The 12,611-nt window shown below is 71.2% G+C and carries 12 protein-coding genes; all 12 read left to right on the top strand.

Features of this window, described 5'->3' with window-relative positions:
* Positions 1-2: 2 nt before the first annotated feature.
* The 12 genes from QNO09_RS04900 to ispG all read left to right on the top strand — a co-directional run bounded on the left by QNO09_RS04900 (position 3) and on the right by ispG (position 12,585).
* Complete coding sequence (locus tag QNO09_RS04900) at positions 3-875, top strand: glycosyltransferase family 2 protein (protein ID WP_283968782.1); 873 nt, start codon at positions 3-5, stop codon at positions 873-875.
* A 106-nt stretch (positions 876-981) separates the two neighbouring features.
* Entirely contained in the window at positions 982-1,911 is a 930-nt protein-coding gene (locus QNO09_RS04895; protein ID WP_283968781.1) for an ABC transporter permease, read from the top strand.
* Positions 1,904-2,692 carry an ABC transporter ATP-binding protein gene (locus QNO09_RS04890; protein ID WP_283968780.1) on the top strand — a complete coding sequence of 263 codons (789 nt, stop codon included), beginning with the start codon at positions 1,904-1,906 and terminating at the stop codon, positions 2,690-2,692. Before QNO09_RS04895 ends, QNO09_RS04890 begins: the two co-directional genes overlap by 8 nt.
* A 359-nt stretch (positions 2,693-3,051) precedes the next feature.
* Positions 3,052-3,954 carry a squalene synthase HpnC gene (hpnC, locus tag QNO09_RS04885; protein WP_283968779.1) on the top strand — a complete coding sequence of 301 codons (903 nt, stop codon included), beginning with the start codon at positions 3,052-3,054 and terminating at the stop codon, positions 3,952-3,954.
* Complete coding sequence (gene hpnD, locus QNO09_RS04880) at positions 3,951-4,901, top strand: presqualene diphosphate synthase HpnD (RefSeq protein ID WP_283968778.1); 951 nt, start codon at positions 3,951-3,953, stop codon at positions 4,899-4,901. Before hpnC ends, hpnD begins: the two co-directional genes overlap by 4 nt.
* Complete coding sequence (locus QNO09_RS39845) at positions 4,898-5,032, top strand: DUF6380 family protein (protein ID WP_451521132.1); 135 nt, start codon at positions 4,898-4,900, stop codon at positions 5,030-5,032. Before hpnD ends, QNO09_RS39845 begins: the two co-directional genes overlap by 4 nt.
* On the top strand, positions 5,029-6,441 hold the full coding sequence (gene hpnE, locus QNO09_RS04875) for a hydroxysqualene dehydroxylase HpnE (RefSeq protein WP_283968777.1): 1,413 nt from the start codon (positions 5,029-5,031) through the stop codon (positions 6,439-6,441). The genes QNO09_RS39845 and hpnE overlap by 4 nt, the downstream gene beginning before the upstream one ends.
* A gap of 65 nt (positions 6,442-6,506) precedes the next feature.
* The gene (locus tag QNO09_RS04870) at positions 6,507-7,574 is read left to right on the top strand and encodes a polyprenyl synthetase family protein (protein WP_283968776.1); all 1,068 of its coding nucleotides are present in this window, start codon (positions 6,507-6,509) and stop codon (positions 7,572-7,574) included.
* Positions 7,575-7,696: 122 nt separating this feature from the next.
* Entirely contained in the window at positions 7,697-9,757 is a 2,061-nt protein-coding gene (gene shc / locus QNO09_RS04865) for a squalene--hopene cyclase (protein ID WP_283968775.1), read from the top strand.
* Positions 9,754-10,395 (top strand): phosphorylase family protein, encoded by a 642-nt coding sequence (locus tag QNO09_RS04860; protein WP_283968774.1) that lies wholly within the window; start codon positions 9,754-9,756, stop codon positions 10,393-10,395. Before shc ends, QNO09_RS04860 begins: the two co-directional genes overlap by 4 nt.
* Positions 10,396-10,400: 5 nt before the next feature.
* Positions 10,401-11,423 (top strand): adenosyl-hopene transferase HpnH, encoded by a 1,023-nt coding sequence (gene hpnH, locus QNO09_RS04855; RefSeq protein WP_283968773.1) that lies wholly within the window; start codon positions 10,401-10,403, stop codon positions 11,421-11,423.
* A gap of 4 nt (positions 11,424-11,427) precedes the next feature.
* A complete protein-coding gene (ispG, locus tag QNO09_RS04850; protein ID WP_283968772.1) occupies positions 11,428-12,585 on the top strand; it encodes a flavodoxin-dependent (E)-4-hydroxy-3-methylbut-2-enyl-diphosphate synthase in 1,158 nt (385 codons plus the stop codon).
* The last annotated feature ends 26 nt before the right edge of the window (positions 12,586-12,611 follow it).

Below are 12,611 nucleotides of genomic sequence, written 5' to 3'. Positions count from 1 at the left end.
GTATGAAGGTCGGCGCAGTCATCATCACGATGGGCAACCGGCCCGAGGAACTGCGCGCCCTCCTCGACTCCGTCGCCAAGCAGGACGGCGACCCGGTCGCGGTGGTCGTCGTCGGCAACGGCTCGCCGGTGCCGGACGTCCCCGAAGGCGTCCGCACGATCGAACTGCCCGAGAACCTCGGCATCCCCGGCGGCCGCAACGTCGGCGTCGAGGCCTTCGGCCCGGCCGGCCGGGACGTCGACATCCTGCTCTTCCTGGACGACGACGGGCTGCTCGCGGGCCACGACACGGCCGAGCTGTGCCGCGAGGCGTTCGAGGCCGACCCGAAGCTCGGCATCGTGAGTTTCCGCATAGCCGACCCCGAGACCGGCGTCACCCAGCGCCGCCACGTGCCCCGGCTGCGGGCCTCCGACCCGATGCGCTCCTCCCGCGTCACCACCTTCCTCGGCGGTGCCAACGCCGTCCGCACCCGCGTCTTCGCCGACGTCGGCGGACTCCCGGACGAGTTCTTCTACGCCCACGAGGAAACCGACCTGGCATGGCGGGCCCTCGACGCGGGCTGGATGATCGACTACCGGTCCGACATGGTGCTGTACCACCCGACGACCGCCCCCTCACGGCACGCGGTCTACCACCGCATGGTCGCCCGCAACCGCGTCTGGCTGGCCCGCCGCAACCTTCCCGCGCCGCTCGTCCCGGTCTACCTCGGCGTGTGGCTGCTGCTCACTCTCCTGCGCCGTCCCTCCCGCAGTGCGCTGCGGGCCTGGTTCGGCGGATTCCGCGAGGGCTGGACCAGTTCCTGCGGCCCCCGCCGGCCCATGAAGTGGCGTACGGTGTGGCGGCTGACCCGGCTGGGCCGGCCCCCCGTCATCTGACAAGCTCGTATCCGGGAACACCCGGGAGCCCCCCGGGCCGTACCCTGGCCCCGGTTCATGCCAGGCCGGCACAGGCCGAGCATCTCGAAGACGAAAGTTTCCACTAGTGAGTGAGACAACGCACGACGCCACGGTCGCGGTGAGCGCGCCCGCGGCGCCCGACGAGGGCCTCACGGCGAGGGAACTCGCCGCCAAGCACGGGCTGACCGTGAGCGGCGCCCGTCCGTCCCTCATCGAGTACGTCCGTCAGCTCTGGGACCGGCGGCACTTCATCCTCGCCTTCTCCCGGGCGAAGCTGACCGCGCAGTACAGCCAGGCCAAGCTCGGCCAGTTGTGGCAGGTGGCCACGCCACTGCTGAACGCCGCCGTGTACTTCTTCATCTTCGGCATGCTGCTGGAGGCCGACCGGGGCCTGCCCCGCGAGGTGTATGTCCCGTTCCTGGTCACGGGCGTGTTCGTGTTCACCTTCACGCAGAGTTCGGTGATGGCGGGCGTGCGCGCGATCTCCGGCAACCTCGGCCTGGTCCGCGCCCTGCACTTCCCACGGGCCTCGCTGCCGATCTCCTTCGCGCTGCAGCAGCTCCAGCAGCTGCTGTTCTCGATGATCGTGCTGTTCTCCATCGCGGTCGGCTTCGGTCACTACCCGGATCTGTCCTGGCTGCTGATCGTGCCGGTGCTGGCTCTCCAGTTCTGCTTCAACACCGGTCTCGCGCTGATCATGGCCCGGGCCGGGGCCAAGACCCCCGACCTGGCGCAGCTGATGCCGTTCGTGATGCGGACGTGGATGTACGCGTCCGGGGTGATGTTCTCCATCCCGGTCTTCCTCGCTGACAAGCCGGGGTGGATCGCGAACGTCCTGCAGTGGAATCCCGCCGCGATCTACATGGACCTGATGCGCTACGCGCTGATCGACGACTACGGCTCCCGGTACCTGCCCGACCACGTGTGGGCGGCCGCGGGCGGCTGGGCCGTGCTGTTCGCCCTCGGCGGTTTCGTGTACTTCTGGAAGGCGGAGGAGAGGTACGGCCGTGGCTGAGCAGAACCAGGATGCGCGGATCCCCACCGTCATCGCGGACGATCTGCACATCGTCTACCGCGTCAACGGCGCCAAGTCCGGCAAGGGCAGCGCCACCGCCGCCCTCAGCCGCATCCTCAAGAGGGGCTCCGCCGACGGGGAGCGCGGCGTGCGCAAGGTGCACGCCGTGCGCGGCGTCTCCTTCGTCGCCTACCGCGGCGAGGCCGTCGGCCTGATCGGCTCCAACGGTTCCGGCAAGTCGACCCTGCTGCGGGCCATCGCCGGACTGCTCCCCGCCGAGCAGGGCAAGGTCTACACCGACGGCCAGCCCTCGCTCCTCGGCGTCAACGCGGCCCTGATGAACGACCTCACCGGCGAACGGAACGTCATATTGGGCGGGCTCGCCATGGGCATGTCCCGTGAGGAGATCACCGATCGCTACCAGGGCATCGTCGACTTCTCCGGCATCAACGAGAAGGGCGACTTCATCACCCTGCCCATGCGGACCTACTCCTCCGGCATGGCGGCCCGGCTCCGCTTCTCCATCGCCGCGGCCAAGGACCACGACGTCCTGATGATCGACGAGGCCCTGGCGACCGGTGACCGGAAGTTCCAGAAGCGCTCCGAGGACCGCATCCGGGAGCTGCGCAAGGAAGCCGGCACGGTGTTTCTGGTCAGCCACAACAACAAGTCCATCCGCGACACCTGCAACCGCGTCCTGTGGCTGGAGCGCGGCGAGCTGCGTATGGACGGCCCCACGGACGAGGTGCTCAAGGAGTACGAGAAGTTCACGGGCAAGTAACCGGGCTCGGTCGGGGCCCCGCCGGAACTGCTCCGGCGGGGCCCCGCGTCTGCAAAGGAAACGTCAACTCCGGCCCATCTCAGGAATCTTGGGGCCAATCGGTGCGTTCTCGTGATGCGCAGGACACCCTGACGAACCGTGTCGCGTTGTACAACGTAAGCTGTACCGGTCCCGAAACACGGCAATCAGGGCAATAATGCGCGACACCGACCGTCGGCCCACCGTGCGGGCAGGTGGGCGGCGTGTCCGAAATAGTGTGTATTGGGTCGGCAGTGTAGAACGGGAGATGTGACGGCGATGGCTACGGAAACTCCCCAGCTCCACGCAGCACGTGCCGTCCCCGCGCCGGGCAGCCGGCGGTGACGGGAACCGGCACGGTGCGCGCCCTCGATCCGGAGCGCGGCACGCTCGACAAGGCCGCCGGTGAGAACTTCCCGGTGGCCCCCTTCTTCCTGCCCCGGGCCTGGCGCACCGACCTCATGGCCGTCTACGGCTTCGCCCGCCTGGTCGACGACATCGGCGACGGCGATCTCGCCCCCGGCGGCGCCGACGCCCGCCTGCTCGGCGTCTCCCCCGACGAGGCCGAGGACCGGCTGGTCCTGCTGGACGCCTTCGAGGCCGACCTGCGCAGGGTCTTCGACTCGACGCCCCGTCACCCCCTGCTGCGCCGGCTCCAGCCGACGGTGCGCCGCTGCTCGCTGACCCCCGAGCCGTTCCTCGGCCTGATCGCCGCCAACCGTCAGGACCAGCTGGTCAGCCGCTACGAGACCTACGACGACCTGCTCGCCTACTGCAAGCTGTCCGCCGATCCCGTCGGCCGTCTCGTCCTCGCCGTCACCGGCACCTCGACACCCGAGCGGATCCGCCGCTCCGACATGATCTGCACGGCTCTCCAGATCGTCGAGCACCTCCAGGACGTGGCGGAGGACCTCGCCCGCGACCGCGTCTACCTGCCGGCAGCCGACATGAAACGCTTCCACGTCCGGGAAGCGGATCTCGCCGGGGAATCCGCCGGAGCGTCGGTGCGTGCGCTGATCGCGTACGAAGCGCGAAGGGCCCGTGATCTCCTGAATGAAGGCGCCCCCCTGGTGGGTAGCGTCCACGGCAGGCTGAAGCTGCTGCTCGCGGGGTTCGTGGCGGGGGGGAGGGCGGCCGTCCACGCGATCGCCGCCGCCGAATTCGACGTTCTTCCCGGCCCGCCCAAGCCCGGCAAGGTCCGGTTGCTGCGTGAGGTGGGCGTGACTCTGCGAGGAGAGGGGTGATCCGGACCGTGGAGTCGGAACCACACGCGTCACCACCGGTACTCGCCGCCTACAGCTACTGCGAGACCGTCACCGGGCGGCAGGCCCGCAACTTCGCCTACGGCATCCGGCTGCTGCCGACGCCCCAGCGCCGTGCGATGTCGGCGCTGTACGCCTTCTCGCGGCGGGTCGACGACATCGGCGACGGCGCGCTCGCCGACGACGTCAAGGTGGCCAGGCTGGAGGAGACCCGGACGCTGCTCACCCGGATCCGCGGGAACGAGGTCGACGAGGACGACACCGACCCGGTCGCCGTCGCCCTCGCGCACGCAGCCGGCCAGTTCCCGATCCCGCTCGGTGGCCTGAACGAACTCATCGACGGTGTCCAGATGGACGTCCGCGGTGAGACGTACGAGACCTGGGACGACCTGAAGGTCTACTGCCGCTGCGTGGCGGGCGCGATCGGGCGTCTCTCGCTCGGCGTGTTCGGCACGGAACCGGGGGCGCGCGGAGTGGACCGCGCGCCGGAGTATGCCGACACGCTCGGGCTCGCACTGCAGCTCACCAACATCCTCAGAGACATCCGCGAGGACGCGGTCGACGGGCGGACCTACCTGCCCGCCGACGATCTCGCCAAGTTCGGCTGCTCGGCCGGCTTCAGCGGGCCGCGGCCGCCGGAGGGCTCCGACTTCGCGGGCCTCGTGCACTTCGAAGTGCGACGGGCCCGCGCTCTGTTCGCCGAGGGCTACCGGCTGCTCCCCATGCTCGACCGGCGCAGCGGCGCCTGTGTGGCCGCCATGGCCGGCATCTACCGCCGGCTCCTCGACCGCATCGAGCGCGACCCGGAGGCCGTGCTGCGCGGCCGGGTCTCGCTGCCGGGCCGCGAGAAGGCCTACGTCGCCGTGCGCGGCCTGTCCGGCCTGGACGCCCGGCACGTGACCCGGCGGACCGTCAGGAGGCGTGCGTGACCGATACCGATGCCACCGCCGACGCGAAGCGGCGGGCAACCCTCCGGCCCGGGGCCGCGTCCCTGACGGAGACGGCCGGTCGTGCACCGTTCGAAAAGCACGCCCGGGCCGCGGGGGAGGGTGCGCGATGACCCACGGAACACGGTCCCGGGGACCGGTGGCGCAGGGGCGGCACGCCGTCGTGGTCGGCGGCGGGCTCGCCGGTGTCACCACCGGGCTCGCGCTCGCCGACGCCGGAGTACGCGTCACCCTGCTGGAGGGCAGGCCGCGGCTGGGCGGTCTGGCCTTCTCCTTCCGGCGCGGAAAGCTGACCGTCGACAACGGCCAGCATGTCTACCTGCGTTGCTGCACCGCCTACCGCTGGTTCCTCGACCGCGTCGAGGGCGCGGCGCTGGCCCCGCTGCAGGACCGGCTCGACGTCCCCGTCCTCGACCTCGCCCGTCCCGAGGGGCGGCGGCTCGGCCGGCTGCGGCGGGACGCCCTGCCCGTGCCGCTGCACCTGGGGCGCAGCCTCGCCACCTATCCGCACCTGTCGCTCGCCGACCGCGCCAGGGTGGGCCGGGCCGCGCTCGCGCTCAAGGGACTCGACCTCGCCGATCCGGCGCTGGACACCCAGGACTTCGGCAGCTGGCTGGCCGCCCACGGCCAGTCGGCACGCGCCGTCGAGGCCCTGTGGGACCTCGTCGGGGTCGCCACCCTCAACGCGGTCGCCTCCGACGCCTCCCTGGCGCTCGCCGCGATGGTGTTCAAGACCGGTCTGCTGTCCGACCCGGGCGCGGCCGACATCGGCTGGGCGCGGGTCCCGCTGGGTGACCTGCACGACCGGCTGGCCCGCAAGGCACTCGACTCCGCGGGAGTACGCACCGAGGTCCGCACGCGCGTCACCTCCGTCTCCTCGGACGGGGAGGGGCGGTGGAGCGTGCGGGTCCCCGGCGAGACGCTGGAAGCCGACGCTGTGGTCCTCGCCGTTCCGCAGCGCGAGGCGTACGACCTGATCCCTTCGGGCGCCCTCGACGCGCCCGAACGGCTCCTGGAGATCGGCACCGCGCCGATCCTCAACGTCCATGTCGTGTACGACCGGAAGGTCCTCGGCCGGCCGTTCTTCGCCGCCCTCGGCAGCCCGGTGCAGTGGGTCTTCGACCGGACCGAGGCGTCCGGGCTGCGCGAGGGCCAGTACCTCGCCCTGTCGCAGTCGGTCGCCCAGGACGAGATCGACGAGCCCGTGGCCGTGCTGCGCGAGCGGTACCTGCCCGAGCTGGAGCGGCTGCTGCCCCCGGCCCGCGGCGCCGCAGTGAGGGACTTCTTCGTCACCCGGGAGCGCACCGCGACGTTCGCTCCCGCCCCCGGCGTCGGGCGCCTCAGGCCCGGCACCCGCACCAAGGCACCCGGCCTGTACCTGGCCGGAGCGTGGACCGCCACCGGGTGGCCCGCGACCATGGAGAGTGCGGTCCGCAGTGGTGTGAGCGCGGCGGACGCCGTGCTGGGCGCCCTGGGCCGGCCCCGCCCGCAGCACCTCTTCGCGTTCGAGGAGGCGGCATGATGCCGGCCCAGGCCGGAGCGGCAGGCGGCCCCCGCACCCCCGGTACCGCGACAAGAGGAGAGACTGTGCCCACTGTGCCCCCGGCCCCGAAGAATGCCGAGGCGGTGGACGTGACCGCGCTGCTGGAGCGCGGCCGAACCCTGGCCACACCGGTACTGCGGGCGGCCGTCGACCGCCTGGCCCCTCCCATGGACACTGTTGCCGCCTACCACTTCGGCTGGATCGACGCCCAGGGCAGGCCCGCGGAGGGGGACGGCGGCAAGGCCGTGCGCCCCGCCCTCGCGGTGCTGTCCGCCGAGGTCATGTCGGCCGCCCCCGAGACCGGCGTTCCCGGCGCCGTCGCCGTGGAACTCATCCACAACTTCTCCCTCCTGCACGACGACCTCATGGACGGCGACGAGCAGCGCCGCCACCGTGACACGGTCTGGAAGGTGCACGGCCCCGCCCAGGCCATCCTGGTCGGCGACGCGCTGTTCGCCCTCGCCAACGAGGTGCTCCTCGAACTCGGCACCGTAGAAGCAGGCCGCGCCACCCGCCGCCTGACCACCGCCACCCGCGCCCTCATCGACGGCCAGGCCCAGGACATCTCCTACGAGCACCGCGACCGCGTCAGCGTCGAGGAGTGCCTGGAGATGGAGGGCAACAAGACCGGTGCCCTGCTCGCCTGCGCCAGCTCCATCGGCGCGGTCCTCGGCGGCGCCGACGACCGCACCGCCGACACCCTGGAGAAGTACGGCTACCACCTGGGGCTCGCCTTCCAGGCCGTCGACGACCTGCTCGGCATCTGGGGCGACCCGGTCTCCACCGGCAAGCAGACCTGGAGCGACCTGCGCCAGCGCAAGAAGTCCCTGCCGGTCGTGGCCGCCCTCGCGGCGGGCGGCTCCGCCTCCGAGCGGCTCGGCGAGATCCTCGCCGCCGACGCCAAGAGCAGCGGTGCCGAGAGTTTCTCCGAAGAGGAGTTCGCGGCGCGCGCCGCCCTCATCGAGGAGGCCGGCGGCCGCGAGTGGACCGCCGACGAGGCACGCCGTCAGCACACCATCGCCATCGAGGCCCTCGACGCAGTGGACATGCCCGACCGGGTGCGGGAGCAGTTCACGGCGCTCGCGGACTTCGTCGTCGTACGGAAGAGATGATCACTATCGGTCGAATAGCCCTCGCGTAGTCGCCGGCCGGTGCCGCGAGTCATCACGGAGCACCGGCCGACGGCGGACCCACAGCAGCTGCACACCTTGCACCACTGCACGAAGGGGAAGCCATGACAGCGACGACCGACGGAAGCACCGGGGCCCCGCCGCCCCGCGCCGCCGCGGCCAGCGACACCGACGCAGACATCCCCGCGGCGGCCGGGGTTCCGGAAGCCGCCGCACGCGCCGCCCGGCGTGCCACCGACTTCCTGCTCTCCCGGCAGGACCCCGAGGGCTGGTGGAAGGGCGACCTCGAGACCAACGTCACGATGGACGCCGAGGACCTGCTGCTCCGTCAGTTCCTCGGCATCCGCGACGACAGGACCACCCGGGCCGCCGCCCTGTTCATCCGGGGTGAGCAGGGCGAGGACGGTACCTGGGCCACCTTCTACGGCGGACCGGGCGACCTGTCCGCCACCGTCGAGGCGTACGTCGCGCTCCGCCTGGCCGGTGACGCGCCCGACGCCCCGCACATGGCGAAGGCGTCCGCCTGGATCCGCGCGCAGGGCGGCATCGCCGCGGCCCGGGTCTTCACCCGGATCTGGCTGGCCCTGTTCGGCTGGTGGAAGTGGGAGGACCTGCCCGAACTCCCGCCGGAACTCATCTTCTTCCCGTCGTGGGTACCGCTCAACATCTACGACTTCGGCTGCTGGGCGCGCCAGACCATCGTCCCGCTGACGATCGTCTCCGCCAAGCGGCCGGTACGCCCCGCGCCCTTCCCGCTCGACGAGCTGCACACCGACCCGGCCCGGCCCAACCCGGCCAAGCCCCTTGCGCCGCCGTTCAGTTGGGACGGGGCCTTCCAGCGGATGGACAAGGGCCTGCACGCCCTGCGGAAGGTCGCCCCGCGCAGACTGCGCAGAGCCGCCATGAACAGCGCCGCCCGCTGGATCATCGAGCGGCAGGAGAACGACGGCTGCTGGGGTGGCATCCAGCCCCCGGCCGTGTACTCGATCATCGCCCTGCATCTGCTCGGCTACGACCTCGGACACCCCATGATGCGCGAGGGGCTGGCCTCCCTCGACCGGTTCGCCGTGTGGCGCGAGGACGGGGCCCGGATGATCGAGGCCTGCCAGTCTCCGGTGTGGGACACCTGCCTGGCGGCCATCGCCCTCGTCGACGCCGGACTGCCCGCCGATCACCCGCAGTTGGTGAAGGCGGCCGACTGGATGCTCGGCGAGGAGATCGTCCGGCCCGGTGACTGGTCGGTGAAGCGGCCCGGACTGCCGCCCGGGGGCTGGGCGTTCGAGTTCCACAACGACAACTACCCCGACATCGACGACACCGCCGAAGTCGTCCTCGCGCTGCGCCGGATCACCCACCACGACCCGGAGCGGCTCGACGGGGCCATCGCACGCGGTGTGCGCTGGACGCTCGGCATGCAGTCCAGGAACGGCGCCTGGGCCGCCTTCGACGTCGACAACACCAGCCCCTTCCCCAACCGGCTGCCGTTCTGCGACTTCGGCGAGGTCATCGACCCGCCCTCCGCCGACGTCACCGCGCACGTCGTCGAGATGCTCGCGGTGGAAGGGCTCTCCCACGACCCGCGCACCCGGCGCGGCATCGAGTGGCTGCTGGCCGAACAGGAGTTGGACGGCTCGTGGTTCGGGCGCTGGGGCGTCAACTACGTCTACGGCACCGGGTCCGTCGTGCCCGCCCTGACCGCCGCCGGCATCCCCGCCGCCCACCCCGCGATCCGGCGGGCCGTGGCCTGGCTGGAGTCGGTCCAGAACGACGACGGCGGCTGGGGCGAGGACCTGCGCTCCTACAAGTACGTCAAGGAGTGGAGCGGCAGGGGCGCCTCGACCGCCTCGCAGACGGCCTGGGCGCTGATGGCCCTGCTCGCGGCGGGGGAGCGGGACTCCAAGGCCGTCGAACGCGGTGTCGAGTGGCTCGCCGCCACGCAGCGGGAGGACGGCTCCTGGGACGAGCCCTACTTCACGGGGACGGGCTTCCCGTGGGACTTCTCGATCAACTACCACCTGTACCGGCAGGTCTTCCCGCTCACCGCGCTCGGCCGCTACCTGCACGGAGAGCCCTTCGCCCAGAAGCTGCGGGCGGCCGGGGCGGCCGGGGAGCTCCGGGGGAGCCGGGCCGGGATGCCGCTCGTCGAGGCCAAGGGGAGCGGATGAGCGCACAGCCCGCCCCGGCCCCGCTGCTGATCGCCTGCGCGCTCGGCATCGAGCAGTTCGCCCTGCGCGCGGGCGGCCGCGGCGGGGCCGGCGGGCCGGTCACGGTGCTGCGGACGGGCATGGGACCGGTCGCCGCCGAACGGGCCGTCACCCGCGTGCTGGCCGACCCTGCCCTGCGTGACGCCGCCGTGCTGGCCACCGGATTCTGCGCCGGGCTCGCGCCGGGCATGCACCCCGGCGATCTGGTCGTCGCCGAGGAGACCCGCGGCCCACGCGGCACGACCCCCTGCGTCGGGACCGGCCTGCTGGTCGGGGAACTGGCCCGCGCACTGCCCGGGCGGACCGTGCACACCGGCCCGCTCACCGGCTCCGACCACGTCGTGCGCGGCCCCGAACGGTCCGCTCTGCGCGCGACGGGGGCGATCGCGGTCGACATGGAGTCCGCCGTCACGCTCCTGAGCGCCGTGCGCGTGGGCGAGCGCCCGGTTGCGGCCGTCCGGGTGGTCGTGGACGCCCCTGAACATGAACTCGTCCGGATCGGCACGGTACGCGGTGGAATATCGGCTTTCCGCGTTCTTCGTTCCGTCCTTCCCGCTTTCTTTGAATGGCACCGTTCCTTGCTGCTCCCCAGGAGGTGAGCCAGATGGCCATGCCGCTCCGACAGTCCATCAAGGTCGCTACATACTTGGCTGAACAGAAGATCCGCCGACGGGACAAGTTTCCGCTGATCGTGGAGCTGGAGCCGCTGTTCGCCTGCAACCTCAAGTGCGAGGGGTGCGGCAAGATCCAGCATCCGGCCGGGGTGCTGAAACAGCGGATGCCCGTCGCCCAGGCCGTGGGGGCGGTCATGGAGTCCGGTGCCCCGATGGTGTCCATCGCCGGTGGTGAGCCGCTGATGCACCCGCAGATCGACGAGATCGTGCGTCAGCTGGTGGCCAAGCGGAAGTACGTCTTCCTCTGCACCAACGCGATGCTGCTGCGCAAGAAGATGGACCACTTCACGCCGTCGCCCTACTTCGCCTTCGCGGTGCACATCGACGGGCTGCGCGAGCGGCACGACGAGTCGGTCGCCAAGGAGGGCGTGTTCGACGAGGCCGTGGAGGCGATCAAGGAGGCCAAGCGGCGCGGCTTCCGGGTCACCACCAACTCGACCTTCTTCAACACCGACACCCCGCAGACCATCATCGAGGTGCTGAACTTCCTCAACGACGACCTCCGGGTCGACGAGATGATGATCTCTCCCGCCTACGCCTACGAGAAGGCCCCCGACCAGGAGCACTTCCTCGGCGTGGAGCAGACCCGGGAGCTGTTCAAGAAGGCCTTCTCGGGCGGCAACCGGCGGCGCTGGCGGCTCAACCACTCCCCGCTCTTCCTGGACTTCCTGGAGGGCAAGGTCGACTTCCCGTGCACGGCGTGGGCGATCCCCAACTACTCGCTCTTCGGTTGGCAGCGCCCCTGCTACCTGATGAGCGACGGGTACGTGCCGACGTACCGGGAGCTCGTCGAGGACACCGACTGGGACAAGTACGGCCGCGGCAAGGACCCGCGCTGCGCCAACTGCATGGCGCACTGCGGCTACGAGCCCACGGCCGTCCTCGCCACCATGGGATCGCTGAAGGAGTCCCTGCGCGCCATGCGCGAGACGGTCTCCGGGAACCGGGAGTGAGGCCATGACCGCCATTGAGCTGGGCGTCCCCGAGGTACCGGTCCGGCCGGTCGCGGAGCGGCGCGTCTCGCGCCGGATCCAGGTCGGTCCGGTGGCGGTCGGGGGCGGGGCCCCGGTGTCGGTGCAGTCGATGACGACGACCCGCACGTCGGACATCGGCGCCACCCTGCAGCAGATCGCGGAGCTGACCGCGTCCGGCTGCCAGATCGTCCGGGTCGCCTGCCCCACCCAGGACGACGCGGACGCGCTGGCGACCATCGCCCGCAAGTCGCAGATCCCGGTGATCGCGGACATCCACTTCCAGCCGAAGTACGTGTTCGCCGCCATCGAGGCGGGCTGCGCGGCGGTCCGCGTCAACCCGGGCAACATCAAGCAGTTCGACGACCGGATCAAGGAGATCGCCCAGGCGGCGAAGGACCGCGGCACCCCGATCCGCATCGGCGTCAACGCCGGATCACTGGACCGGCGCCTGCTCCAGAAGTACGGCAAGGCCACCCCGGAGGCCCTCGTCGAGAGCGCGCTGTGGGAGGCGTCCCTGTTCGAGGAGCACGGCTTCCGGGACATCAAGATCTCCGTCAAGCACAACGACCCGGTCGTCATGATCGAGGCCTACCGGCAGCTCGCCGAGCAGTGCGACTACCCGCTGCACCTGGGCGTGACCGAGGCGGGGCCCGCGTTCCAGGGCACGATCAAGTCGGCGGTGGCGTTCGGCGCGCTGCTGTCCCGGGGCATCGGCGACACGATCCGGGTGTCGCTGTCCGCGCCGCCGGCCGAGGAGGTAAAGGTCGGCATCCAGATCCTCCAGTCCCTCGGGCTCAAGGAGCGCCGGCTGGAGATCGTCTCGTGCCCGTCCTGCGGTCGCGCCCAGGTCGACGTCTACAAGCTGGCTGAGGAGGTCACGGCGGGACTCGACGGCATGGAGGTGCCGCTGCGGGTCGCCGTCATGGGGTGTGTGGTCAACGGGCCCGGCGAGGCGCGGGAGGCCGATCTGGGGGTCGCCTCCGGCAACGGCAAGGGGCAGATCTTCGTCAAGGGCGAGGTCATCAAGACCGTCCCCGAGTCCAGGATCGTGGAAACGCTGATCGACGAGGCGATGAAGATCGCCGAGCAGATGGAGCAGGACGGCGTGGGGCCGGGGGAGCCGGCCGTCACCGTGAGCTGAGCAGCACGGAATGCGAAGGGGGCCCG

It is taken from the genome of Streptomyces sp. 378 (assembly GCF_030124145.1).
Classification (GTDB): domain Bacteria; phylum Actinomycetota; class Actinomycetes; order Streptomycetales; family Streptomycetaceae; genus Streptomyces.
The sequence above is the reverse complement of the archived record's forward strand: the minus strand, read 5'-3'. Positions and strand labels throughout refer to the sequence as shown.